Here is a 23,028-nt window from a genome sequence, read left to right on the forward strand (position 1 = left end):
CCGAGACAGGCCTGGATGGCTGCGGGCCCCTCTGCGCAGGCTATCCTCGCCCGGCTAGACCGGTTCGGTCCGTCCCTCGCGTGCCAGCCGCTGCCAGACCGCCACCCGCTCGGCCTCGTCCATGCGGGTCCAGCGGGCGATCTCGTCCAGGGTGCGCCCGCATCCCTCGCAGTGCGTGCCCTCCGGCGTTAGGCGACAGACCTGCACGCAGGGGGAAGGGCGGTATTCGGGGGGATCACTCATACTTTTCACGCCACTGCCTGACGGCGATCTGTTCCTTGAGCATCTCGAGCGTGTCGATCATCACCTGCTCGGTCACCCGGTCGGTGTGCTTGTCGACCTGCAGCCAGGTATCGAAGCCGCTCTCCGTCATGTGCTCCACCAGGTGCCCGAACTCCGGTGAGCGCATGCCCCTCACGGCCTCGTCCAGCAGCCGACAGGCCAGGTCGCGGAGTGTCTCGTCCAGCCCCCTGGCCACCTGGCTGCCCATGGGTAGGCGTTTCAGGCGCCGTATCTCGGGGCTCTCGGCCAGGGTGCGGCCCACCAGGGCGGCGACATAGCGCATCAGCTCATCGCGGTTCGCGACATAGGCACTGTCGGCCATCTCCTCCAGGCGGCGGGAGACCTCGGCGATCAGCTGATGCTTGCGCGGCAGGATCACATCGCCGACGACGCGGCGGGAGAGCGAGTCGCTGGCGCGGACCTGCTGCTGCACATTGTCGAGCAGTCGGATGGCGATGCGATCGGAGAGCTCCTCCAGCAGGATGTCGTAGTACTTGGCATAGACGCCATACAGGCGCCAGCGACGGATATCGATCATTCCCACCCGCTGCAGGCGATGCAGCAGCGAGATGACGCGCAGCACCCGCAGCAGGCGAAAGCCGCCAAGGGGCATGCAGCCCAGCACGTCATACCAGTGCACGAAGGGATAGAAGAACCAGCGATGGTAGCGCCGCTCGGCGATGGCCACGGTCCAGCCCAGCAGCACATCGAGCAGGAAGATGCTGACGAAGGCCAGGTCGATGGCGATGAAGTTGGCGTGGATGTGCTGGTCGTAGGCGGCATGCCAGCCCGGGGCCACGGCCGCGAAGGCATCGTTGAGCGGCGGCAGCAGGAAGAGGGTATCGAACAGCAGCAGCGCCAGGTTGGCTATCACCAGGACCAGGATCAGCAGGTCCCAGGCGATATGCAGGCGCTCCAGGGCCAGGCCGACGGGCCGCTTCACCGTTTCCCCCCGGCGGTCGTGCGCAGCGGGTCGAGCAGCTCGCTCAGGCCGTTGTGGTCGATCTCGTGCATCAGGTGCAGCAGTCGGCCGATCTGTCCCTCGGGAAAGCCCTCCCGGGCGAACCAGTTGAGGTAGGGGCCGGGCAGGTCGGCGATCAGGCAGCCCGCGTGCTTGCCGAAGGGCATGCGCAGGGTGACCAGTTTCTCAAGGTCTTCAGGATTCACTATGCTGGCTCCATGACGGACAGAGGCGACCTTACCATGCCGGATGTGAGGCTCGAAGGGCCCATCGGAGTGATTTCCGATACCCACGGGCTGCTGCGCCCCGAGGCGCTGGCGATGCTCCAGGGCTGCGAGTTGATCCTGCATCTCGGCGACGTCGGCAGCAAGGACGAGGACGCCGCCCTCCTCGAGCGGCTCGCCGAGCTGGCGCCCCTGCACGCCGTGCGTGGCAACATCGACACCGCGGCCTGGGCCGAGCGGCTGCCCCACACCCTGGACCTGAGGGTCAATGGCTGGCGGCTGCACCTGGTGCACGACATCGCCCATCTCGACGCGGCCATCGCCTGCGACGCCGTGCTCCACGGCCACTCCCACAAGCCACGGCACGAATGGCGGGGTGAGCGGCTGCTGTTCAACCCGGGCGCCGCCGGCAAGCGCCGCTTCCGGCTACCCATCACCCTGGGCAAGCTGTGGGCGGACGCGCGCGGCCTGCGCGGGGCGATCCAGCACCTGCCGCTGTGAGGCGGCCACGCCTTGATCCCGCACACCTGTGCCCGCATGCAGGAGTGTGTAACCCCATGCCCCTGACCCAACGCGAGGAGAGCCCATGACGACCCTGGTGATCGGCGCCAACGGCCAGATTGGCCGCCAGTTCTGCGCGCTGGCGCAGGCCGCCGGCGAGCCCATCAAGGCAATGATCCGCGACCCGGCCCAGCAGCCCTGGTTCGAGGAGCGCGGCATCGAGACGGTGATCGCCGACCTGGAGGGCGACTTCCGCCCCGCCTTCGACGGCTGCGACCAGGTGGTCTTCACCGCCGGTTCGGGCCCGCATACCGGCCCCGACAAGACCCTGCTGATCGACCTCTACGGGGCGATCCGCGCCGTCGACATCGCTCGTGAGGTGGGCATCGGGCGCTTCCTGATGGTCAGCGCCATGCGCGCCGAGAATCCCCAGGAGGCGCCGGAGAAGCTGCGCCCCTACATGGCGGCCAAGTTTGCCGCCGATGCCCACCTGCGCCTGGCCGGGGTGCCCCACGTGATCCTCAAGCCGGGCCGGCTCACCGACGAGCCCGCGACCGAGCGCGTCGCCACCTCGCTCGCCGAGACCGGCGGCGAGAACCGGGTCTCGCGGGCCAACGTCGCCCACGCCCTGCTGCACCTGCTCAAGGCCCGGGAACGGGTCGACCGCGAGTTCGTGCTGCTCGACGGCGAGCGGGAGATCGGCGAGGCGCTGGCATAGCGCGGGCAGCGGCCGGCTGACCTGACCATTGCCCCTTACTCCAGGCGTTGCTCCAGGTCTGACAGGAAGGCCCGGATACGCGCCGCGTTGGTGCCCACGTCGCTGGTGCCGAGCCGTGAGGCGGAGCGCATGTCGACCCGGACGCCGTCCGGCGTCTCGGTGAGGCGGATCACCACGTCGTCCTTGAAGCCGAACCAGGTGGTGGTATCGGTGGCCTCCAGCCTGGCGTCGCCCACCGCGGCAATCTCCCAACCGGCGTCGCGGGCCGCGGCCTCGGCGGCGGCCAGCACCTCGGGGAGGGGAGCGTCGAGCACCAGCGGCTGGATGTCCGGGTAGGCCTCGCGCTGCTGGCGGGCGGTCGCCTCGCCGGGGTAGTCCACGGCATTGGGCGCGGCCTTCCGGGCCGCGACCAGGGCCTCGAAGGCCGGCGGGTCCTGCAGGTCGGTGGTGATGTCGTGGATGGGCGGCACCGCCTGGGCCTGCTGCAGCTGCATCCAGGGCACCGCGACCAGCACCAGGCCGGCCAGGATCACCAGCCCACCGAGCAGCGCCGGCAGGGCGCGGCGGGTGAAGGCGGCCATGACCAACCCCACCACACCCAGCCCGGCGGCGCCGAGGGCGACGAAGGCGCCGTAGCGCAGCATGCTGAAGGCATCCCCCAGCGCGAGCAGCCCGGCGCGATAGGCCGGCCCCGCGCCGGCCATGGAGAGCGCCGCCAGGATGGCCAGGATGCCCCCGGCCAGTGCCACCTTGAAGGCCAGTCCCGTGCCTCGATGTCCCGATGTCATGTGGTCACGCGTCATGCCGGTTCCTCGCATCTTTCTGCCCATGGCGAATAGAGGCCCTCGGCCAGGAGAGACCCCTCTCCTGCGCCGGGCGCAGCTGGCCGCCAACATGCCACGGCGGGGTCCCGCCAGCGAGCGCCCGCCTGGCCCGCTCCGGCACGCGGCAACGTATCGGCACGACGTCTCCAGGGCCTTGGCCGAGAAAGGAAACCCTGAAAGAGAGTAAGCTGGCTAGCTAAACTCGCCGGACACTGGACCCCGTCGTTCGGGCCGGCCGACCCTGGCAACGACCCAAGAGACGCCATGAATCCCACCATCGATCTGCTCAAGTCCCAGCGCTCGATTTGCAAGCTCAATGACTAGCAGGTCGAGGCCTTCGACGCGGCCATGCAGGCCTACTACCAGGCGCGCAGTGGCGGCAACAAGAACACCGACTGGTCACACAACCTCCAGCCGCTCTTCGACACCAAGCTACGCCCGCATATGCGCGACTTCCTGATCAAGCGCGGCTTCGAGATGAAGTGATAACAGCATAGAAGATAAGGCTGTCGCTCGTACTAAAGGCGTTTGCGGCGCGTTGCGATAAATCGACTAGCATGAGTACAAACAACGGGCGGAGGCATTCTGATGGTCGAACAGAATCGCCAACCGGGAGAGTCCGAAGAGTCGTACGTGGAGCAAGAGCCAGTCGGTCGATCTGCCAGGATGACGTGGGGCCTGCGCGCCTTCGGGTTGATCGTGGCGTTGGTGGTATGGATCGCCATGAGTTTCGCCGAGGGACTGTCGTCGGACGCGCGCTGGGTCGTAACGATCGCCACCTTGATGGCGATCTGGTAGATGATCGAGGCGATCCCGCTCTCGGCCACGGCCCTGTTGCCGATCGGGCTCTCCGTGCTCCGCTTGGTGGCGGAGCGCAGCGGCGAATCCGTGAAAACCACCACGCCCGGCCATGACCATCACCAGGCCTGCCACGTTGACTTCAACTTCGACGACAACATCAAGCGGTTCGGTGTCTGCTTGCTTATCGCGATCGCCTGGCCGGCGAGCATGGGCGGCCTCGGCAATGCTACCGGTCGGCATGCCCCGAACGCCATCGTCTTCGACACCGGCGCGGTCAACATCGCCCGGATGGCGCGCGGCGGCGTCATTCTCAACGTCCTCGGGATCGCCTTGATCACCCTCTTCTGCTACATGCTCGGCGGCTTTGCGTTCGGGCTGCAGTTCTGATCACCGGCAGTGGGCGGTGCCGCGCCGGGTTTCTGTCCGGAGCCGCCCAGTTGCCCCGACGCCCCGGCCGGTGGCAAAGCGGTATCGACGCCGCTGTCGCCGCTAGTAAAAGCGAGTGAGGTAAAGCACATGGCAGACGATTTGCGCGACAGCGCCTTGCAGTACCATCGATTCCCCCGCCCCGGCAAGCTGGCGATCCAGGCGATCAAGCCCATGGCCAGCCAGCGGGATCTGTCGCTGGCCTATTCGCCCGGGGTGGCCGCGGCCTGCGAGGAGATCGAACGTGACCCCTTGCAGGCGGCCGAGTACACCGCCCGCGGCAACCTGGTTGCCGTGGTCAGCAATGGCACGGCGGTGCTGGGGCTGGGTGCCATCGGCGCCCTGGCCTCCAAGCCGGTCATGGAAGGCAAGGCCGTCCTGTTCAAGAAGTTCGCCGACGTGGACGTGTTCGACATCGAGATCGAGGAGCGCGACCCGGAAAAGCTGATCGAGATCATCGCCGGTCTGGAGGCCACCTTCGGCGGCATCAATCTGGAAGACATCAAGGCACCGGAATGCTTCGAGATCGAGCGGCGCCTGCGCGAGCGGATGAAGATCCCGGTCTTCCACGACGACCAGCACGGTACCGCCATCGTCTCGGCGGCCGCCCTGCTCAATGGCCTGCGGGTGGTGGGCAAGGAGCTCGGCGATATCCGCCTGGTCTGCAACGGCGCGGGCTCCGCGGCCCTGGCCTGTCTGGACCTGGCGGTGTCCCTGGGGGTACGCAAGGACAACATCCTGGTCTGCGACCGCAGTGGCGTGATCCACACCGACCGTACCGAGGACCTCGATCCCTACAAGGCGCGATACGCGGCACGGACCGAGGCCCGCACCCTGGCCGATGCCGTCAACGGGGCCGACGTGTTCTTCGGTCTCTCGGCCGGGGGCGCGCTCAAACCGGAGATGGTGGCGACCATGGCCGATCGCCCATTGATCCTGGCCATGGCCAACCCCATCCCGGAAATCATGCCGGAGGACGCCAAGGCGGTACGTCCGGATGCGGTGATCGCCACCGGGCGCTCGGATTACCCCAACCAGGTCAACAACGTCCTGTGCTTCCCGTTCATCTTTCGGGGCGCCCTGGACTGCGGCGCCACCACCATCAACGAGGAGATGAAACTGGCCACCGTCAAGGCCATCGCCGACATGGCGACCACCACGGTGCCGGAAACGGTGGCGGTGGCCTATGGCGGACAGGCGCTGAGCTTCGGCCCGGAGTACATTCTGCCCAAACCCTTCGACCCGCGCCTGATCGACACCATCCCGCCGGCGGTGGCCAAGGCCGCCATGGACAGCGGTGTGGCGGCTCGACCCATCGCCGACCTGGAGGCGTATACCCGCTCGCTGTCAAAACTGGTCTACCGCTCCGGCAATGTGATGGAGCCTGTGTTCGAGCGGGCTGGACAGAATCCACTCCGCTTGCTGTACGCCGAAGGCGAGGACGAGCGCGTCCTCCGCGCCATGGAGGTCTGCGTCAGTCAGCACTATGCCAAACCCGTGCTGATCGGCCGCCGTGCGGTCATCGAGGCCCGCATCGAGGAATTGGGCCTGCCGGTGAAGCCCGGCGTCGATTTCGAGCTGATCGACGCGCAGGACTATCCCGGCTACCCCGAACTGGCCAGCGACTACCACAAGCTGATGGGACGGCGTGGTGTACAGCCGGAGGCCGCCGAAAAGCGAGTAAGGAGCCGGGCCACCATCCTGGCCTCGCTGCTGCTGCGCCGGGGCGAGGTGGACGCCATGATCGCCGGTCCGGTGGGCACCTACCACGAGCACCTGGACTTGGTGCTGGACGTCATCGGCCTGCGCGAGGGCGTCAGCACGCCTGCCGCCCTGCAACTGCTGATCCTCGAACGGGCCACCCTGTTCATTGCCGATCCCTTCGTCAATTACGATCCCGATGCCGGTCAGATCGCCGAGATCACCCTGCTGGCCGCGGAGCAGGTTCGCCGCTTCGGCATCACGCCCCGGGCTGCCCTGGTCTCCCACTCCAATTTCGGCAGTTCCGACTTCGACAGTGCCGGGAAGATGCGCCAGGCACTGGCACTGATCCGGGAACGCGCGCCGGATCTGGTGGTGGACGGCGAAATGCAAGCTGACTCGGCGCTATCCACGGGCGTGCGCGGGCGCATCCTGCCCGATTCGCTGCTCGACGGCGAGGCCAATCTGTTGATCATGCCCAATCTGGACGCGGCCAACATCGCCTTTACCGCCCTGAAGGTACTTGGTAACGGCGTGTCCGTGGGGCCCATCCTGCTGGGGGCCGCCAAGCCGGTTCATGTGCTCAACCGCACGGTCACCGCACGGGGGATCGCCAACATGAGTGCCTTCGCCGTGGTCGAGGCACAGGCCGATCGATAACTACAACAATTCCGACCCAACCAAGGGAGACGCTCCATGGCCTTCGAAAACTACAACGACTTCGATCCACTGGAAACCCGGGAGTGGCAGGAAGCTGTCGACGTGGTGGTGGAGCGGGTGGGCGCCGAGCGGGCCACCTATCTGCTGCACAAGGCAGTGGAAGAAGCCTACCGGACCGGTGCCGAGGCGCCGGACACGACCCGCACGCCTTATGTAAACACCATACCACCCCACAAGGAGGCCAAGCTGCCCGGCGACGAGGCCTTGCTGCAGCGGCTGACCGCCTATCTGCGCTGGAACGCCATGGCCATGGTGGTGCGCGCCAACAAGAAACCCGCCGAACCCGGGGGACATATCGCCAGCTACGCGTCCTCAGCGGTGATGTACGAGGTGGGCTTCAACCATTTCTGGCATGCCCCCAGCGACAGCCACGGGGGCGACATCATCTACGTTCAGGGCCATTGCGCGCCGGGTATCTACGCGCGGGCATTCCTGGAGGGACGGCTCACCGAGGAGCAGCTGGAGAACTTCCGCCTGGAAGTGGATGGCAAGGGGCTCTCCTCCTACCCCCACCCTTACCTGATGCCGGACTTCTGGCAAGTCTCCACCGTGTCCATGGGGCTGGCGCCGATCATGGCCATCTATCAGGCACGCTTCATGAAGTACCTCCAGCACCGGGGGCTTGCCGATACCGAGGGACGCAAGGTCTGGGCGTTTCTGGGCGACGGCGAGATGGACGAGCCACAATCCCAGGGCGCCATCGCCCTGGCCAATCGGGAGAAACTGGACAATCTGATCTTCGTGATCAACTGCAATCTGCAGCGTCTGGACGGCCCGGTGCGAGGCAACAGCAAGATCGTCCAGGAACTGGAAGGCAACTTCAGGGGCGCGGGGTGGAACGTCATCAAGTGCCTGTGGGGGTCGGGCTGGGACGAACTGCTGGCCAAGGACACCAAGGGATTGTTGCGCAAGCGCATGGAGGAGTGTGTCGACGGCGAGTATCAGAACTTCAAGGTCAAGGGCGGCGGCTACATCCGCGAGCACTTCTTCGGCAAGTATCCGGAGCTCAAGGAAATGGTCGCCCACATGTCGGACGACGACATCTACTACAAGCTGATTCGCGGTGGCCACGACCCGCAGAAGGTTTACGCGGCCTATCACGCGGCGGTCAACACCAAGGACAAGCCCTCGGTGCTGCTGATGAAGACCGTCAAGGGCTATGGCATGGGCGAGGGCGGTGAGGGCCAGAATATCACCCACCAGAAGAAGAAACTGGGCGAGGATCACCTCAGGCACTTTCACCAGCGCTTTGACCTGCCCTTCAGTGACGAACAGGTCACCAAGGCGGAATTCTTCAAGCCCCCCGAGGACAGCGCCGAGATGCAGTTCCTGCACGAGCAGCGCAAGGCGCTGGGCGGCTACCTGCCTCAGCGCCGGCTCAACGGCGATGTGCTCAAGGCCCCGCCTTTGGACATGTTCAAGCAGGTACTGGCGGACACCGGTGAACGTACCATGTCCACCACCATGGCCATGGTGCGCATCATGGTGTCCCTGGCCCGGGACAAGACCCTGGGGCCGCGGCTGACCCCGATCGTCGCCGACGAGTCGCGCACCTTCGGCATGGAGGGCATGTTCCGACAGATCGGTATCTACGCGCCCGAAGGGCAGAAGTACGTGCCCATGGATGCCGAGGAGATCATGCCCTACCGGGAGGACCAGAAAGGCCAGATCCTGCAGGAGGGCATCAACGAGGACGGGGCCATGTCGTCGTGGATCGCCGTGGCCACCTCGTACAGCAACCACGGGGTCACCATGATCCCGTTCTACGTCTACTACTCCATGTTCGGCTTCCAGCGCATCGGCGATCTGGCCTGGGCGGCCGGCGACATGCTGGCGCGCGGTTTCCTGATCGGCGGTACCTCGGGGCGCACTACCCTGAACGGCGAGGGCTTGCAGCACCAGGATGGCCACAGCCAGCTGTTCGCCCAGTTCATTCCCAACTGCATGGCCTATGACCCCACTTTCCACTACGAGGTGGCGGTGATCGTGCGCGATGGCATCAAGCGCATGTACGAGGACCAGGAGAACGTCTTCTACTATATCACCACGCTGAACGAGAACTACCATCATCCGGCACTGCCTGAAGGCGCCGAAGACGACATCATCAAGGGCATGTACTCGCTCAGCAAGGCCGAGAGCAAGGGCAAGGGGCCGCGGGTTCAGCTGCTGGGCTGCGGCAGCATCCTCAACGAGGTGATTGCTGCGGTGGACCTGCTACGCGACGACTGGGGAGTGGCGGCGGATGTCTGGAGTTGCCCGAGCTTCAATGAACTGGCTCGCGACGGCCACGCCGTCAAGCGCTGGAACCGGCTGCATCCCGGGAAGAAACCGCGCAAGAGCCACGTCGAGCAGTGCCTGGAAGGCACCGAAGGCCCGGTCATCGCCTCCACGGACTACATACGCATGTTCGCCGAACAGATTCGGCCCTTTGTGCCGCGGCGTTACGAGGTGTTGGGCACCGATGGCTTCGGCCGTTCCGACAGCCGTCAGGCCCTGCGCAGCCACTTCGAGGTGGATCGTCATTACGTCACCGTGACCGCGCTGCAGGCCCTGGTCGACGAGGGCAAGCTCAAGAGCGGCAAGGTCCGGGACGCCATCGCCAAATACGGCATCGACCCCGAAAAGCCTAACCCCCTGTACGCCTGAGCCGGAGGAGAAGAACAGTGGCCATCCAAGAAATCAAGGTACCGGACATCGGCGACTTCACCGATGTTCCGATCATCGAAATCCACGTTCAGGCCGGTGACAGCATCCAGGCCGAGGACCCGCTGATCACCGTGGAGTCCGACAAGGCCTCCATGGACGTGCCCGCGCCTAAGGCCGGCACCGTCAAGGAGGTCAAGGTCAAGGTCGGTGACTCGGTTTCCGAGGGCAGCTCGATATTGCTGCTGGAGAGCGCGGCGGGAGCGGGAGAAAAGGCCGCGGCTCCCGCCGGGGAAGAAGGGCAGAAACCGCAGCCGGCGGCGGTTCCCTCAGCCGCACCTTCTACTACACCCTCGAGCGCACCGCCGACCGGCCAGATTGCCGATTTCAGCCGGGTTCACGCCAGCCCCTCGGCTCGCCGCCTGGCCCGCGAACTGGAAGTGGACCTGACCCGAGTGCCGCCGACTGGCCTCAAGGGCCGGGTCACCCAGGAGGACATCCACGCCTTCGCCAAGGGCGGCGCACCGGCGGCACAGCCGGCGGCTGCGTCCTCGTCCGGCGGAGGAGAAGGCATGGATCTGCTGCCCTGGCCCAAGGTCGATTTCAGCAAGTTCGGTCCGGTGGAGACCAAGCCGCTGTCGCGCATCAAGAAGATCTCCGGCGCCAATCTGCATCGCAACTGGGTGAGGATTCCCCACGTCACCAACCACGACGAGGCCGACATCACCGACCTGGAAGCCTTCCGGGTGCAGTTCAACAAGGAAAACGAGAAGGCGGGCATCAAGGTCAGCATGCTGGCGTTCATGATCAAGGCCGCGGTCGCGTCCTTGAAGCAGTTCCCCGAGTTCAATGCCTCGCTGGACGGCGACAATCTGATACTCAAGCAGTACTACCACATCGGGTTCGCCGCCGACACGCCCAACGGCCTGGTGGTACCGGTGATCCGCGATGCAGACCAGAAAGGTGTGGCCGAGATCGCCCAGGAAATGGGGGCGCTGGCCAAGCTGGCCCGCGACGGCAAGCTCAAGCCCGATCAGATGCAGGGTGGCTGTTTCACCATTTCCTCGCTGGGCGGGATCGGCGGGATCTACTTCACGCCCATCATCAACGCCCCCGAGGTGGCCATCATGGGCGTGTGTCGCTCCTACTGGAAACAGGTCTCGCCGGACGGCAAGCAATCGGCCTGGCGCTTCATGCTGCCCCTGTCGCTGTCCTGGGACCACCGGGTGATCGATGGCGCCGCCGCTGCCCGTTTCAACGTCCATTTCGCCAACCTGCTCGCCGATATGCGGCGCATCGTGATGTAAGGGGAAACGACACCATGGCAATCGAAATCAAGGTGCCCGACATCGGTGACTTCAAGGATGTCGAGGTCATCGAAGTGCTGGTCGAGCCGGGCGATGCGATCGACATCGAATCCCCGCTGATCACCCTGGAGACCGACAAGGCCTCCATGGATGTGCCGTCCCCGGTGTCGGGCACGGTCGGAGAGCTCAAGGTCAAGACCGGCGACAAGGTCTCCGAAGGCTCGACCATCATGATGCTGGAACCGGCCGAGACCGGCCCCCGAGTGGCGGACCACGACCCTCATCCGGCGGTGCATGGAGAAGGTTCTGCCACGGCGGCGCCCGGCGATGCCGGCGGGGGTTATGGCGGCAGCAGCCTGGAAGAGGTTCGGGTACCGGACATCGGCGATTTCAGCGATGTCCCGGTCATCGAAGTCTTGGTGCGCGCGGGCGATACTATCCGTGCCGAGGATCCGCTGATCACCGTGGAATCCGACAAGGCCTCGATGGACGTGCCCGCGCCCAAGGCTGGCAAGGTCTCCGACGTGCTGGTGTCGGTCGGCGACAAGGTCTCGCAAGGCTCGGCGATCCTGATGCTGGAAGCGGAGGGAAAATCTCCCGCCTCCCAACCGGCACAGGGATCGGGAGAGCGGGCCGCTGCGCCCGCCCCCCAGGCGGCCACCCATACCGGCGGGGCCGACATCGAGTGCGAGATGCTGGTGCTGGGTGCCGGCCCGGGCGGCTACTCGGCCGCCTTCCGGGCCGCCGATCTGGGGATGAAGACCGTGCTGGTGGAGCGCTATGCCACCCTCGGCGGGGTCTGCCTGAATGTCGGCTGTATCCCCTCCAAGGCGCTGTTGCATGTCGCGGCGGTCACCGACGCGGCCACTGCCATGGCCGATCACGGCATCGCCTTCGGCAAGCCGAAAATCGATCTCGACAAGCTACGCGGCTGGAAGGAAAAGGTCGTCGGCAAGCTCACCGGTGGGCTGGCCGGCATGGCCAAGGCACGCAAGGTCGACGTCGTGCGCGGGGTCGGGACCTTCCTCGACCCGCATCACCTGGAAGTCGCCTCGACCAGCGGCGACGGCCAGGAGCAGACCGGCGAGAAGCAGGTAGTGAAATTCGACACATGCATCATCGCCGCCGGTTCGCAGTCGGTAAAACTGCCCTTCGTTCCCGACGACCCGCGGGTGGTCGATTCCACCGGCGCGCTGGAATTGACCTCCATCCCCAAGCGCATGCTGGTCATCGGCGGCGGCATCATCGGCCTGGAGATGGCCACGGTCTACTCTACCCTGGGCACCCGCATCGACGTGGTCGAAATGCTCGACGGGCTGATGACCGGTGCCGACCGCGATCTGGTCAATGTCTGGGAGAAGGTCAATACGCCGCGCTTCGACAAGGTGATGCTCAAGACCCGGACCACCGAGGTGAAGGCCCAGAAGAACGGCCTCAAAGTCAGCTTCGAGGGCGACAACGCCCCGGCCGAACCGCAGACCTACGACATGATCCTGCAATCGGTGGGGCGCAGCCCCAACGGCCACAAGATCGGCGCCGACAACGCCGGGGTGGCGGTCGACGAGCGCGGCTTCATCAATGTCGACAAGCAGCTGCGCACCAACGTCGGGCATATCTTCGCTATCGGCGACATCATCGGCCAGCCGATGCTGGCCCACAAGGCGGTTCACGAGGCCCATGTTGCCGCCGAGGCCGCCGCCGGACAGAAGAGCGTCTTCGATGCCCGCCAGATTCCCTCGGTGGCCTACACCGACCCGGAAGTCGCCTGGGCCGGCAAGACCGAGACCGAATGCAAGGCCGAAGGCATCAAGTACGGCAAGGCGGTTTTCCCCTGGGCGGCCAGCGGTCGGGCGATCGCCAACGGCCGCGACGAGGGCTTCACCAAGCTGCTGTTCGACGAGGAGACCCATCGCATCATCGGCGGCGCCATCGTCGGTACCCAAGCGGGGGATCTGATCAGCGAACTGTGCCTGGCCGTCGAGATGGGCTGCGACCCGGTCGACATCGGCAAGACCATCCACCCGCATCCGACCCTGGGCGAATCGGTCGGCATGGCCGCCGAACTGTTCGAAGGCGTGTGTACCGATCTGCCGCCGCAGAAGAAACGATAGGGGGGCTTCCATCGGGCTGCTGATGCCGCCGCACTCACGCGTCTACCCAACCTCAGCCGTTAACCCTGGAACGACTGAACATGAATGCAAACAATGGGGGAGGACATAAAAATGACCGAACAACCTCGCCAACCGGAAGGATATGACGAAACAACCGGCGGTCGATCCGCCAGGATGACATGGGGCCTGCGCGCCTTCGGATTGTTCATGGCGCTGCTGGTCTGGCTCGCCATGGGCCAGGCCGAAGGGCTGTCGTCGGACGCGCGCTGGGTCGCGACGATCGCCACCCTGATGGCAATCTGGTGGATGACCGAGGCGATCCCGCTCTCGGCCACGGCCCTGTTGCCGATCGTGCTGATTCCGATGCTGACGGCGCGGACCGTCGGCGAGGCCACGGCGCCCTACGCCAGCTCCATCGTGTTTCTGTTCCTCGGCGGCTTCCTGATCGCCATCGCGATGGAGAAATGGAACCTGCATCGCCGCATCGCGCTGTTGACGCTCGCTCGGGTCGGGGTCGAGCCCAAACGGATCGTGCTTGGCATGATGCTCGCCACGGGCTTCCTGTCGATGTGGGTCTCGAACACCGCGACGACGCTGATGATGCTGCCGATCGGGCTGTCCGTGCTGCGTCTGGTGGCGGAGCGCAGCGGCGAGTCCCTGGAAACCGTCTCCCCCGGCCATGACCCCGCAGGGCACGCGCACGACCACCACCGGGCCGGCCATGTGGACTTCATCTTCGACGACAACATCAAGCGGTTCGGTGTCTGCCTGCTCCTGGCGATCGCCTGGTCGGCGAGCATGGGCGGCCTCGGCACCCTGCTCGGTAGCCCGCCGAACGCCATCGTCGCCGGCTACGCGGCCGACGAGCTGGGTCGCACCATCGGCTTCCTCGAGTGGATGATGCTCGGCGTGCCGCTGGCCTTCACCTTTATCCTGGTGGGCTGGGTGCTGATGACCCGTGTGCTCTACCGCTTCGATATCGCGGATATTCCCGGCGGCAAGGAAATGATCGACGGCGAGATCCACAAGCTCGGCCCGCTCAGTCAGGGCGAGAAGATGGTGATGATCGTCTTCGGCTCGGCGGCGTTCCTGTGGGTCGTGCCAGGACTGCTCGCCACTCTCCCCGGGGTGGGTGAGCGACTGGGACCGCTTGGCGACCTCGATGACACCGCCATCGCCATCGCCGCCGGTATCGCGATGTTCATCCTCCCCGCGCGAGGTCGCAGCGAGGCGGTGCTGAACTGGCAGGATGCCGAGGACGGGCTGCCCTGGGGCGTATTGCTGCTGTTCGGCGGCGGCCTGAGTCTCGCCGGCGCGGTCGCGGGAACCGGCCTCGACAGCTGGTTTGGTCAGCAGATTACCGGGTTGCAGGTGCTGCCGATCCTGCTGCTGGTCGCCGCCATCACTACCATCGTGCTCTTTCTCACCGAGGTCACCAGCAACACGGCCACGGCCGCGACCTTCATCCCCGTGCTCGGGGGGGTGGCGGTCGGCATCGGCGCCGACCCGATGACGCTGCTGATCCCGGCAGCCTTCGCCGCGACCTGCGCCTTCATGTTGCCGGTCGGCACGCCCCCGAACGCCATCGTCTTCGGCACCGGCGCGGTCACCATCGGCCAAATGGCACGCGGAGGCATCGTCCTCAACATCATCGGGATCGCCTTGATCACCCTCTTCTGCTACATGATCGGCGGCTTCGCGCTCGGGCTGCAGTTCTGACCCAACGGCTTTCGGCCTGACGCTCTGGCCCAGCAGCCATCTCAGGCCGATCTTGTCCATGGGGTGATTCGCTCTCGAGAAGGAGGCGATTGCCGACCGGGCGCTGGCCAAGGCCGGTTTCTGGCAGCGCTTCGGCGCTGCCGGGCGGCGGTCGCAGTACCCGTTATCGAGTGGCCCTGCAGGGCTTGCCGCCGAAGGGCAACGAGTGAGGAGACGGGTATGCAGCCAATCGACACCGAGCGGCCGATCGGCGTCATCAGCGATACCCACGGGCTGCTGCGCCCCGAGGTGCTGATCATGCTCGAAGGCTGCGGGTTGATCCTGCACCTGGGCGACGTGGGCAGCCGCGACGAGGATGCCGCCATCCTCGAGTGGCTAGGCGAGCTGGCCCCGGTAGAGGCGGTGCGTGGCAACATCGACACCGCACCCTGGGCCGAGCGGCTGCCCCACACCCGCGACCTGGTGGTCAGCGGCTGGCGGCTGCACCTGCCGCTGTGAAAGCGGCTGATGAAACAGGGACCTGGAGAGAATGAGCCTGACCGAAGAAACCGAACTGGCCCCGCGCCTGCGAGAGCTGCTCGAGGGCCTGCCCGAGGATCGCCTGCCGATCACCTACCAGCAGCTGGCCGAGGCGCTCGGCTTGGCCCCGCCGGGCACCATCCGGCGGGTTGCCGGGGCGCTCGAGACCCTGATGGAGGAGGACGCGGCGGCTGGTCGCCCGATGATCGCCGCCCTGGTGGTCAGCCGCCGCGGGGACCTGCCGCGCCAGGGCTTCTTCGACCGGGCCGTCGTGCTGGGTCGCTTTCCCGTCGAGCCGCAGCGCCACGCCGAGGCCTATCGGGTCGAGTACCGCGAGGCGGTGGCGCTGCGTGGGACAACGGCCGGCTGAGTGCCTTCGCTTTCCAGCCCTTTACTCCAGCCTCTGCGCCAGGTCCTCCACAAGGGCCTGGATGCGTGCCGCCTTGGTGCTCACGTCGCTGGCGCCAAGCCGCGACGCCGAGCGCTCGTCATGCCCCGGAAAATCGGCAGAAGAGGGTCAATCCAGCACGATCAGGTGATTGGGCAGTTCATTGCGCTCGTGGGTGGCCGGTACCTCTTCCTTGAGGTGTTCGCCGCAGGCCTCGATGCACTCCAGGAACCCCCGCAGGGTCTCGCCGGCTTTCACCTGTCGGGTGAACGCCGCCACGATGGATTGCCAGGTCTCGTCGCTGATACGCGCCGAGATGCCCCGATCGACCAGGATTTCCACATAGCGCTCGGCTTCGGAGACGAAGATCAGCATCCCCGTTCCCCCCTCGGTGTGGTGCAGGTCCTGTTCCAGGAACTGCCGCCGGGCGAGGTTGGCTGCCCGCCAATGGCGAATCGATCGCGGGATCAGCCGGGTGGTGACGGTGGGAAGGCGGAACACCAGTCCCAGCACGATGAAGGTCGCCCACTGCACCAGCGTCAGCTCCCAGGCCGTCCACCAGCCGGGAAAGTAATTGATCGCACCGGGCACCACCAGCGCCAGGAGCCCGGCCCAGAGCAGCGGGATATAGGCATAGTTGTCCGCCCGCGGCGCCAGCACGGTGACCAGCTCGGCATCGGTATCGCGTTCGACCCGATGAATCGCCTCGGCTACCTGGCGTTGCTCGTCTTCACTCAATAAGGCCATGGGGGTCGTGATCTCCGAATCCTGATTGTCATGTCGGTGTCGCCACCGGCCGGAAGGCCGGGTTACCAGCCGCCGGACGCGCCGCCGCCACCGAAGCCGCCGCCGCCACCGCCGAAACCACCCCCGCCACCGAAGCCGCCGCCACCGCGCGACCTGCCGCCAAGCGCACCGCCCAGCAGCATGCCGGCCAGCAGGCCGCCGCGACCGCCCCGTACCAGGGTCATGACGATCACGAACATCACGAAGAAGAGAATCGATGCCGGTCCCTTCGGCCCCTGCTCTCCGGCCGGGGCGTTGGAGGTGGCGCTGGTGTCCATGGGCTCGCCGCCCAGCACCTGGATCATCGCCTCCACGCCCTCGGTGATGCCGCGGGCGTAGTCGCCCTCGCGGAAGGCCGGCGTCAGGGTCTGGTTGATGATCACCGAGGACTGGGCGTCGGTCAGTCGACCCTCGAGGCCATAGCCGACCTCGATGCGCACCTTGCGCTCATTCGGCGCGACGATCAGCAGGGCGCCGTTGTCCTGCTCTTCCTGCCCGATGCCCCAGTGGCGCCCCAGCTGATAGCCATACTCCTCGATGGTGACGCCCTGCAGGTCCGGCAGGGTCGCCACCACCAGTTGCTCGGTGGTGGCCTCCTCGTGGGCCGCGAGCCGCTCGCTCAAGCGTGATTCGGTGGCCTGATCCAGCAGCTCGGCCTGGTCCACCACGCGACCGGTCAGTTCGGGAAAGACGAGTTCCTGTCCTTCAGGTTCCTGGGCATGGACGTCCTGTGCCTGAAGACCCAGGGCCCCCGTCATCAGTAACGCCAGTAGTGGAATGCGCAGAAGATCGATCATTCAAACTCCACCTGGGGGGCCTGGTCCGCGTTCTCGGTCGTGGCCTCGAAGGTCTCGCGAAGCGGCATGTCGCTGTAGAGGATGCTGTGCCACAGGCGACCGGGGAAGGTGCGGATCTCGGTGTTGTAGCGCTCGACCGCGGTGATGAAGTCGCGTCGTGCCACGGCGATGCGGTTCTCGGTGCCCTCGAGCTGCGATTGCAGGGTCAGGAAGTTCTGGTTCGACTTCAGGTCGGGGTAGCGCTCGGACACCGCCATCAGGCGGCTCAGTGCTCCGGTGAGCTGCTGCTGGGCCTGCTCGAACTGGCGCATCTTTTCCGGGTCGTCCAGCGACTCGGCATCGATCTGGATGGAGGTGGCCTTGGCCCGCGCCTCGACCACGGCGGTCAGGGTCTCCTGCTCCTGACGGGCAAACCCCTTGACCGTCTCGACCAGGTTGGGCACCAGGTCTGCCCGGCGCTGATACTGGTTCTCCACCTGGCCCCAGGCCGACTTCACCTGCTCGTCATAGGTGGGGATGTTGTTGACGCCGCAGCCCGTCAACAGCAACGCCATGATCAGCACGAGGGCCAATCGCCAGACGCGAGGGTCGGGAAGCGCGGTGTGTCTCGTCAGCATGGGGGCGTTCATCCCTGTGATTGCGATTCGATGATCTCCAAGGTACAGCTCAGGTTGAGACGAAGGAAGCGATGCATGGAGACACTTTGTTCGGTAGCGAACAAGGACGGCCCGTGCCGCCCTTGGGGGCAACAAGGGGGCGAAGAACGGCGGCGTGCGAATATGCAACGGTTCGTCCCAAGCGGTTCATGACGTGTGCACCGTCGGCGTTGACCGCAGTAGCGGCACTTACGTCTCTGACCCGGTGTTGTCGGTCGACACGATTTCCGGTCGCAACCAGGGCGTCGTCCCCTTTGCTTCCGGCCTTCTTCAATCCGCCTGAGACGAGCTGACATCGTGCTCGGCGGCATCTTCGGCACCTTCCTCGACCATCTCCTGGGCCTTCTGCTCCTCCTCCACAGAGGCCTCCGGCTTCGCATGGTCCTTGTGCGCGACGGCCAGGGTCGCGGTGACGGCGAAATGGTCGGAGCCGGAGACCCTTACCCGGTCGAGGCCGATCAGGTGGAAACCGTCTGAGACGAACAGGTGGTCGATCGGGTATCGCAAAAATGGCCGCTCCGCGGGGTAGGAGCTCAGCAGCCGTCGGCCACGGCGAGGGTCCTTCAGGTCGCTCAGGTCAGCGAACAGGCGGGTGGTGTCGGACCATGCGACGTCATTGAAGTCGCCGGTGACGATCCAGCGATTGTCCGAGTCCTCTTGAACGTGGCGGGCAACGAGCATCAGCTCGGCATCGCGGACCCGGCTGTCGCGACGCTCGCTCGTCTCGTCGTTGTGGCTGATCTGGTCCTGCAGCCCTGGCGGGACGGGGTGGGTGCCGATGTAGCGTACCGGCCCGATATCCGGCACATCCAGGGTCACGAAGATCGATGGCCGACGATCAGAGATCAGATGCTTGATCTCCTGCTCCAGCAAGGGGAACCGCGACCAGAGCATGATGCCCAGCCCCTCGCCACGAACCTCCCCGACCCGATGCGCATAATGCTCATCCAGCGGCGCCATCCCCTCGGCCCAGGCGCGATCGACCTCGATCAGCAGCAGAAGGTCGGGATCCTCACGCTGGACCAGTGCCACCAGCTCGTCGAAGTGGTCGTTGGTGTAGGTGACATTCGCCGTCAGGACTTTCAGGGCCGTCCGGTCTCCGCCGGGTTGAGTCTCGGCGGTGGGGACCTCGGTCGGCCAGACAGGCGTGAACGGCAGGATATGCGACAGCTGCCATGCCCCCGTCGCGAGGATCACTGTCACCCACACGGCGTGCTCAGTGCGTGGCCGATTCCACCATGCGTGAACTGCCAGCAGCGCCAGTGGCACGATCACCGCCACACTCAACTGAAGCCGCGGGAACTCCCACAACTGTATCCACCACTGACCGCTGGGAATCATCGGCAGCAAGCTTACCGCCAGCATCAGCAGTGCCAGCACTCGGATAGTCCAGAGAAGAAGCGTTGCAGCCATGGCACCTCATCAATCAGGCGACACCGGCGACCGACGTAGTCCCGGTCTTACCTGCTTCAACTGCCGCAGATTTCCTTCCGATTCGAGCAGACCCGTACCCGGTCCTGCTGCTTGTTCTTGCCGTCTCGATGACCAGCGTGCCGCAACCCCCGACACGCCGAAGCAACCGCGTAATCACTATAAACCATCTCGTGTCGGGCAACAGGCGGGGGTCTCAATGACCCAGTGCAGCGCCGGACGCATCAGGGACGGTGTTGCCATGCCCCCCCATTGCTCCTGCCATCTCACTGCTGACGCTATGGCCGCTGGGCGATGCAAAGCCTCGCCGAGTGATGGAGAATGTGCCGTTACCCTATGGCCGCCGCGTGCCTTGGCGACGCTGTCCGACACCCTGCAACGAGGTCCCATGAATCCCACCATCGAACTGCTCAAGTCCCATCGCTCGATCCGCAAGTTCACCGACCAGCCGGTCTCCCGCGAGCTGCTGGAGACGCTGATCGAGGCCGGCCAGGCCGCGGCCACCTCCAGTCACGTCCAGGCCTACAGCGTCATCCACGTGAAGAATCCGGCGAACCGCGAGGCGATCGCCGAGCTGGCCGGCGGCCAGTCCTACGTGGCCACCTGCGGCGCCTTCCTGCTGTTCTGCGCCGACATGAAGCGACCCACCGAGGCCGCCGAGCGCACCGGTGCCCGGGTGGTGCGCGGCATGACCGAGCAGCTGCTGGTGGCCAGCGTGGATACCGCCCTGATGGCCCAGAACGTGGCCATCGCGGCGGAATCGGAAGGGCTGGGCCTCTGCTATATCGGCGGGATACGCAACAACCCCCAGCAGATCAGCGACCTGGTGGGCATCCCGGACCACGTCTTCCCGGTGTTCGGCATGTGCCTCGGCTACCCGGCCCACGACCCGGACGTCAAGCCGCGCCTGCCGGTGAAGGCGATCCTCAAGGAGGACGGCTACACCGACGACCGCGAACTGGTGGCGGCCTATGACGAGACCATGCACGCCTACTACCAGTCGCGGAAGGGCGGCCCCAAGGACGCCACCTGGTCGCGGAACCTCACCCCGCTGTTCGACACCAAGCTGCGCCCCCACATGCGTGAATTCCTGGTCAAGCGCGGCTTCGAGATGAAGTGAGCCGCGGCCTCAGCCGTGGATGTAGCGCAGCCGGGCATCGCGGCGCAGGCGCAGCATGGTGATCACGTTGGTCAGGAAGATCAGGCTCTCGGCGATGGTGCCACCGATCGAGCCGGCCAGCAGGTTGCTGATCACCCAGCACAGCGCCGCCACGGCCAGTGCGGCGCGCATGGCGATCCCGCTCAGCATGAACATGCCCCAGGTACCCAGCAGGCCCGCTGCCAGGGCGGGAATGTCCCGCGGGCCGCTCCAGGTCAGCGCCGCCACCGCCAGGGTGGCGGCCAGCATCACCAGCATGAGCAGGCGATGGCGCGGGAAGCGGCGCACCAGGGCGATGCGCAGCACGATCAGCGCCGAGATCCCGGCCGCCACCCAGCTCTCGAACAGCGCGAATTGCGCGGCAAAGGCGACGTTGGCGAACAGCAGCAGCACGAACAGCCTGTCGTCGCGCTTGCTGGCAAATGCCACGAGGCAGAGTGCCAGGGCCACCAGGCTGACGCCCTGGCCCAGCAGCCATCTCAGGCCGAGCTCTTCCATGGGATATCCGCTGCCGAGGTGGAGAATGGGGAAAACCGCGCCATGCTAGCACGCCGGTTCGGCGCGGGTGAGATAGGCATAGTTCCCCGTCGAGCCGAGCGCCCCGATCGAGTCCACGCCCGAAGCGGCCAGCCCCTCGACCAGTCGGAGGAATGCCGCCTCGTCGATGGCGTTCTCGTTCATGGGCGTCAACGGAAAGGCACTCAGGCCGGTGAGCATCGCGGTCTCCTCGTTCGATAGGCGGGCGGTGGACTTGCTCGGGAGTATGCCACGGTGGAGACTCGGCACCACGCCTCCGGGCTGTGCACCGGAGTCTTGCCGCCAACCCGTGGAGGGCTGATTGCATGGGAAGCCAAGCCGACCCCGACCTGGCACCGCGCCTGCGCGAACTGCTGACGGGCCTGCCCGACGAGCGGCTGCCGATCACCTACCAGCAGGCCGCCGAGGCGCTGGGCCTCGCGCCGCCGCGCACCATCCAGCGCGTCGCCCTGGCCCTGGAGGCGCTGATGCGCGAGGACGTCGCCGCCGGCCGGCCGATGATCGCCGCCCTGGTGGTCAGCCGCCGCGGCGACCTGCCCCGACAGGGCTTCTTCGACCTGGCCGTGGCGCTCGGCCGCTTTCCCGCCGACCCGGCAGGCCACGCGGCGGCCTATCGGCAGGAGCTCCGGCAGGTGCTGGCGGAGCGACCGCAATGAGGCGAAGGGCGTGAGGGAAACTCAAGGAGCGCCCTGGTCGGGGCAGCACCTTGCGCCTGGCGGCCCAGGGTTTGAGGGGGGCATTGTTCATTTCGTCCCGTTGATCGCTGCACGTATAGCCTGTGTGGCTTTGCAGGGCACGGCAGACGCCCCCGGATGGGGGCGTCGTGGGGTGGGGAAAACCGTGTGTCAGGTCGCGCCCGCAAGCACCAGGTCGCGATGTTCCTGGCGCAGGCTCTTTACAAGGCCCACGCACATCACCATCAGGACCAGGGAGAAAGGCAGGCCGGTGGCCACGGCGCCGGCCTGCAGGGCGCCAAGTGCGGCGTCGCCGCCGCCGTAGAGCAGGATCCCGGCGATCACCCCTTCCAGGGTGGCCCAGAAGACCCGCTGGCCGCGCGGGGCATCGGTCTTGCCGCCGGCGGTGATGCTGTCGATCACCAGCGAGCCGGAGTCCGAGGAGGTGACGAAGAAGATCAGCACCAGCAGGATCGCCAGGCTGGAGGTCAGGGTGGTCAGCGGCAGCTGCTCGAGCATGTGGAACATCGCCAGGGAGACGTCGCTGATGCCATGGGCCAGTTCGCCGACGCCGGCCGCGGACTGGGCCAGGGCGGTGCCGCCGAAGGCGCTCATCCAGACGATGGTGACCAGGGTCGGTACCAGCAGCACGGCGGTCAGGAACTCGCGGACCGTGCGCCCGCGCGAGACCCGGGCGATGAACATGCCGACGAAGGGCGACCAGGAGATCCACCAGGCCCAGTAGAACACCGTCCAGCCGTGGTACCAGGTGGTGTCGTCTCGGCCGATCCAGTTGGAGAGCGGCACGACATGGCTGGCGTAGGCCAGGGTGGTGTCCCACAGGCCGTTGAGGAACAGCAGGGTGGAGCCGGTGATCACCACGAAGGCCAGCAGGGCGAAGGCGATCACCATGTTGATGTTGGAGAACAGCTTCACGCCCCCGTCGATGCCCCGCCATACCGAGAACAGCGCCACCACCGTGACGCCGACGATGATCGCCAGCTGGGTGCCGAGGGTGTTGGGGACGTCGAACAGGTAGTTGAGGCCGCCGGCGGCCTGGGAGGCCCCGAAGCCCAGGGAGGTGGCCAGGCCGAAGATGGTCGCCAGTACCGCGGTGATGTCGATCAGGTGGCCGGCCCAGCC

General features: G+C 66.2%; 23 protein-coding genes and 3 pseudogenes. 14 read left to right on the plus strand and 12 right to left on the minus strand.

Annotation, left to right across the window (positions count from 1 at the left end; translation table 11 throughout):
- Nucleotides 1-54: 54 nt before the first annotated feature.
- Genes QLQ83_RS15740 through QLQ83_RS15750 form a run of 3 tightly spaced genes read right to left on the minus strand, consistent with a single transcriptional unit; the run spans nucleotide 55 to nucleotide 1,449 of the window.
- Nucleotides 55-243: a DUF1289 domain-containing protein gene (locus QLQ83_RS15740; RefSeq protein ID WP_282736465.1), complete on the minus strand. Its 189-nt coding sequence runs from the start codon at nucleotides 241-243 to the stop codon at nucleotides 55-57.
- Nucleotides 236-1,225 (minus strand): ion transporter, encoded by a 990-nt coding sequence (locus QLQ83_RS15745; RefSeq protein WP_282736466.1) that lies wholly within the window; start codon nucleotides 1,223-1,225, stop codon nucleotides 236-238. The genes QLQ83_RS15740 and QLQ83_RS15745 overlap by 8 nt, the downstream gene beginning before the upstream one ends.
- Entirely contained in the window at nucleotides 1,222-1,449 is a 228-nt protein-coding gene (locus QLQ83_RS15750; RefSeq protein ID WP_282736467.1) for a DUF3820 family protein, read from the minus strand. The genes QLQ83_RS15745 and QLQ83_RS15750 overlap by 4 nt, the downstream gene beginning before the upstream one ends.
- A 36-nt stretch (nucleotides 1,450-1,485) precedes the next feature.
- On the opposite strand from QLQ83_RS15750, the gene QLQ83_RS15755 reads away from it, so the two are divergent.
- The gene (locus QLQ83_RS15755) at nucleotides 1,486-1,968 is read left to right on the plus strand and encodes a metallophosphoesterase family protein (RefSeq protein ID WP_282736468.1); all 483 of its coding nucleotides are present in this window, start codon (nucleotides 1,486-1,488) and stop codon (nucleotides 1,966-1,968) included.
- An 85-nt stretch (nucleotides 1,969-2,053) separates the two neighbouring features.
- Nucleotides 2,054-2,686, plus strand: a complete 633-nt coding sequence (locus QLQ83_RS15760; RefSeq protein WP_282736469.1) for an SDR family oxidoreductase — start codon at nucleotides 2,054-2,056, stop codon at nucleotides 2,684-2,686.
- 35 nt (nucleotides 2,687-2,721) lie between these two features.
- Here QLQ83_RS15760 and QLQ83_RS15765 read toward each other — a convergent pair whose 3' ends face one another.
- Nucleotides 2,722-3,489 carry a DUF1499 domain-containing protein gene (locus QLQ83_RS15765; RefSeq protein ID WP_282736470.1) on the minus strand — a complete coding sequence of 256 codons (768 nt, stop codon included), beginning with the start codon at nucleotides 3,487-3,489 and terminating at the stop codon, nucleotides 2,722-2,724.
- A gap of 345 nt (nucleotides 3,490-3,834) precedes the next feature.
- On the opposite strand from QLQ83_RS15765, the pseudogene QLQ83_RS15770 reads away from it, so the two are divergent.
- From QLQ83_RS15770 to QLQ83_RS15825, 10 genes and pseudogenes are all read left to right on the plus strand, one after another.
- Nucleotides 3,835-3,996, plus strand: a pseudogene (locus QLQ83_RS15770) (oxygen-insensitive NADPH nitroreductase); the annotation flags it as partial.
- A gap of 102 nt (nucleotides 3,997-4,098) precedes the next feature.
- The gene (locus tag QLQ83_RS15775; protein WP_282736471.1) at nucleotides 4,099-4,308 is read left to right on the plus strand and encodes a hypothetical protein; all 210 of its coding nucleotides are present in this window, start codon (nucleotides 4,099-4,101) and stop codon (nucleotides 4,306-4,308) included.
- Nucleotides 4,309-4,698, plus strand: a complete 390-nt coding sequence (locus tag QLQ83_RS15780) for a hypothetical protein (protein WP_282736472.1) — start codon at nucleotides 4,309-4,311, stop codon at nucleotides 4,696-4,698. It begins immediately after the preceding gene.
- Nucleotides 4,699-4,827: 129 nt separating this feature from the next.
- Nucleotides 4,828-7,098: an NADP-dependent malic enzyme gene (locus tag QLQ83_RS19500; protein WP_326521417.1), complete on the plus strand. Its 2,271-nt coding sequence runs from the start codon at nucleotides 4,828-4,830 to the stop codon at nucleotides 7,096-7,098.
- Between the two features lie 36 nt (nucleotides 7,099-7,134).
- Nucleotides 7,135-9,804 carry a pyruvate dehydrogenase (acetyl-transferring), homodimeric type gene (gene aceE, locus QLQ83_RS15795; protein ID WP_282736473.1) on the plus strand — a complete coding sequence of 890 codons (2,670 nt, stop codon included), beginning with the start codon at nucleotides 7,135-7,137 and terminating at the stop codon, nucleotides 9,802-9,804.
- Between the two features lie 17 nt (nucleotides 9,805-9,821).
- Nucleotides 9,822-11,108: a dihydrolipoyllysine-residue acetyltransferase gene (aceF, locus tag QLQ83_RS15800; RefSeq protein ID WP_282736474.1), complete on the plus strand. Its 1,287-nt coding sequence runs from the start codon at nucleotides 9,822-9,824 to the stop codon at nucleotides 11,106-11,108.
- 14 nt (nucleotides 11,109-11,122) lie between these two features.
- Nucleotides 11,123-13,219 (plus strand): dihydrolipoyl dehydrogenase, encoded by a 2,097-nt coding sequence (gene lpdA, locus QLQ83_RS15810; protein ID WP_411971138.1) that lies wholly within the window; start codon nucleotides 11,123-11,125, stop codon nucleotides 13,217-13,219.
- A gap of 111 nt (nucleotides 13,220-13,330) precedes the next feature.
- Nucleotides 13,331-14,938: an SLC13 family permease gene (locus QLQ83_RS15815; RefSeq protein WP_282736475.1), complete on the plus strand. Its 1,608-nt coding sequence runs from the start codon at nucleotides 13,331-13,333 to the stop codon at nucleotides 14,936-14,938.
- Between the two features lie 219 nt (nucleotides 14,939-15,157).
- Nucleotides 15,158-15,436 carry a metallophosphoesterase family protein gene (locus QLQ83_RS15820; protein WP_326521418.1) on the plus strand — a complete coding sequence of 93 codons (279 nt, stop codon included), beginning with the start codon at nucleotides 15,158-15,160 and terminating at the stop codon, nucleotides 15,434-15,436.
- 31 nt (nucleotides 15,437-15,467) lie between these two features.
- Complete coding sequence (locus QLQ83_RS15825; RefSeq protein WP_282736476.1) at nucleotides 15,468-15,827, plus strand: hypothetical protein; 360 nt, start codon at nucleotides 15,468-15,470, stop codon at nucleotides 15,825-15,827.
- Between the two features lie 21 nt (nucleotides 15,828-15,848).
- Here the strand turns inward: QLQ83_RS15825 and QLQ83_RS19575 are convergent.
- The 5 genes and pseudogenes from QLQ83_RS19575 to QLQ83_RS15850 form a co-directional block, all read right to left on the minus strand.
- Nucleotides 15,849-15,932: pseudogene (locus tag QLQ83_RS19575) on the minus strand (hypothetical protein); the annotation flags it as partial.
- Between the two features lie 42 nt (nucleotides 15,933-15,974).
- On the minus strand, nucleotides 15,975-16,592 hold the full coding sequence (locus QLQ83_RS15835; protein WP_282736477.1) for a TPM domain-containing protein: 618 nt from the start codon (nucleotides 16,590-16,592) through the stop codon (nucleotides 15,975-15,977).
- Nucleotides 16,593-16,654: 62 nt separating this feature from the next.
- Nucleotides 16,655-17,428 (minus strand): TPM domain-containing protein, encoded by a 774-nt coding sequence (locus QLQ83_RS15840; RefSeq protein ID WP_282736478.1) that lies wholly within the window; start codon nucleotides 17,426-17,428, stop codon nucleotides 16,655-16,657.
- Nucleotides 17,425-18,045 (minus strand): LemA family protein, encoded by a 621-nt coding sequence (locus QLQ83_RS15845; protein ID WP_282736479.1) that lies wholly within the window; start codon nucleotides 18,043-18,045, stop codon nucleotides 17,425-17,427. The genes QLQ83_RS15840 and QLQ83_RS15845 overlap by 4 nt, the downstream gene beginning before the upstream one ends.
- 309 nt (nucleotides 18,046-18,354) lie before the next feature.
- Nucleotides 18,355-19,497, minus strand: coding sequence for an endonuclease/exonuclease/phosphatase family protein (locus tag QLQ83_RS15850; RefSeq protein ID WP_282736480.1), 1,143 nt, complete (start codon nucleotides 19,495-19,497; stop codon nucleotides 18,355-18,357).
- 406 nt (nucleotides 19,498-19,903) lie between these two features.
- On the opposite strand from QLQ83_RS15850, the gene nfsA reads away from it, so the two are divergent.
- Entirely contained in the window at nucleotides 19,904-20,635 is a 732-nt protein-coding gene (gene nfsA, locus QLQ83_RS15855) for an oxygen-insensitive NADPH nitroreductase (protein ID WP_282736481.1), read from the plus strand.
- Between the two features lie 9 nt (nucleotides 20,636-20,644).
- Here the strand turns inward: nfsA and QLQ83_RS15860 are convergent, their stop codons facing one another.
- The gene (locus tag QLQ83_RS15860) at nucleotides 20,645-21,172 is read right to left on the minus strand and encodes a YgjV family protein (protein WP_282736482.1); all 528 of its coding nucleotides are present in this window, start codon (nucleotides 21,170-21,172) and stop codon (nucleotides 20,645-20,647) included.
- 51 nt (nucleotides 21,173-21,223) lie between these two features.
- A pseudogene (locus tag QLQ83_RS15865) lies at nucleotides 21,224-21,391 on the minus strand (dihydrodipicolinate synthase family protein); the annotation flags it as partial.
- A 125-nt stretch (nucleotides 21,392-21,516) separates the two neighbouring features.
- Between QLQ83_RS15865 and QLQ83_RS15870 the strand changes: the two are divergent.
- Nucleotides 21,517-21,867, plus strand: a complete 351-nt coding sequence (locus QLQ83_RS15870; protein WP_282736483.1) for a hypothetical protein — start codon at nucleotides 21,517-21,519, stop codon at nucleotides 21,865-21,867.
- 189 nt (nucleotides 21,868-22,056) lie between these two features.
- Here QLQ83_RS15870 and QLQ83_RS15875 read toward each other — a convergent pair.
- On the minus strand, nucleotides 22,057-23,028 hold a 972-nt coding region (locus tag QLQ83_RS15875), incomplete at its 5' end, for a BCCT family transporter (RefSeq protein ID WP_282736484.1).

The sequence above is a fragment of the Halomonas rhizosphaerae genome (genome assembly GCF_030010555.1).
GTDB lineage: Bacteria > Pseudomonadota > Gammaproteobacteria > Pseudomonadales > Halomonadaceae > Halomonas > Halomonas rhizosphaerae.

Coding starts and splice junctions, on each gene's coding strand:
- QLQ83_RS15740 (WP_282736465.1), bottom strand. CDS start 243: ATGAGTGATCCCCCCGAATACCGCCCTTCCCCCTGCGTGCAGGTCTGT.
- QLQ83_RS15755 (WP_282736468.1), top strand. CDS start 1,486: ATGCCGGATGTGAGGCTCGAAGGGCCCATCGGAGTGATTTCCGATACC.
- QLQ83_RS15760 (WP_282736469.1), top strand. CDS start 2,054: ATGACGACCCTGGTGATCGGCGCCAACGGCCAGATTGGCCGCCAGTTC.
- QLQ83_RS15765 (WP_282736470.1), bottom strand. CDS start 3,489: ATGACGCGTGACCACATGACATCGGGACATCGAGGCACGGGACTGGCC.
- QLQ83_RS15775 (WP_282736471.1), top strand. CDS start 4,099: ATGGTCGAACAGAATCGCCAACCGGGAGAGTCCGAAGAGTCGTACGTG.
- QLQ83_RS15780 (WP_282736472.1), top strand. CDS start 4,309: ATGATCGAGGCGATCCCGCTCTCGGCCACGGCCCTGTTGCCGATCGGG.
- QLQ83_RS19500 (WP_326521417.1), top strand. CDS start 4,828: ATGGCAGACGATTTGCGCGACAGCGCCTTGCAGTACCATCGATTCCCC.
- aceE (WP_282736473.1), top strand. CDS start 7,135: ATGGCCTTCGAAAACTACAACGACTTCGATCCACTGGAAACCCGGGAG.
- lpdA (WP_411971138.1), top strand. CDS start 11,123: ATGGCAATCGAAATCAAGGTGCCCGACATCGGTGACTTCAAGGATGTC.
- QLQ83_RS15815 (WP_282736475.1), top strand. CDS start 13,331: ATGACCGAACAACCTCGCCAACCGGAAGGATATGACGAAACAACCGGC.
- QLQ83_RS15820 (WP_326521418.1), top strand. CDS start 15,158: ATGCAGCCAATCGACACCGAGCGGCCGATCGGCGTCATCAGCGATACC.
- QLQ83_RS15825 (WP_282736476.1), top strand. CDS start 15,468: ATGAGCCTGACCGAAGAAACCGAACTGGCCCCGCGCCTGCGAGAGCTG.
- QLQ83_RS15835 (WP_282736477.1), bottom strand. CDS start 16,592: ATGGCCTTATTGAGTGAAGACGAGCAACGCCAGGTAGCCGAGGCGATT.
- QLQ83_RS15840 (WP_282736478.1), bottom strand. CDS start 17,428: ATGATCGATCTTCTGCGCATTCCACTACTGGCGTTACTGATGACGGGG.
- QLQ83_RS15845 (WP_282736479.1), bottom strand. CDS start 18,045: ATGCTGACGAGACACACCGCGCTTCCCGACCCTCGCGTCTGGCGATTG.
- QLQ83_RS15850 (WP_282736480.1), bottom strand. CDS start 19,497: ATGGCTGCAACGCTTCTTCTCTGGACTATCCGAGTGCTGGCACTGCTG.
- nfsA (WP_282736481.1), top strand. CDS start 19,904: ATGAATCCCACCATCGAACTGCTCAAGTCCCATCGCTCGATCCGCAAG.
- QLQ83_RS15860 (WP_282736482.1), bottom strand. CDS start 21,172: ATGGAAGAGCTCGGCCTGAGATGGCTGCTGGGCCAGGGCGTCAGCCTG.
- QLQ83_RS15870 (WP_282736483.1), top strand. CDS start 21,517: ATGGGAAGCCAAGCCGACCCCGACCTGGCACCGCGCCTGCGCGAACTG.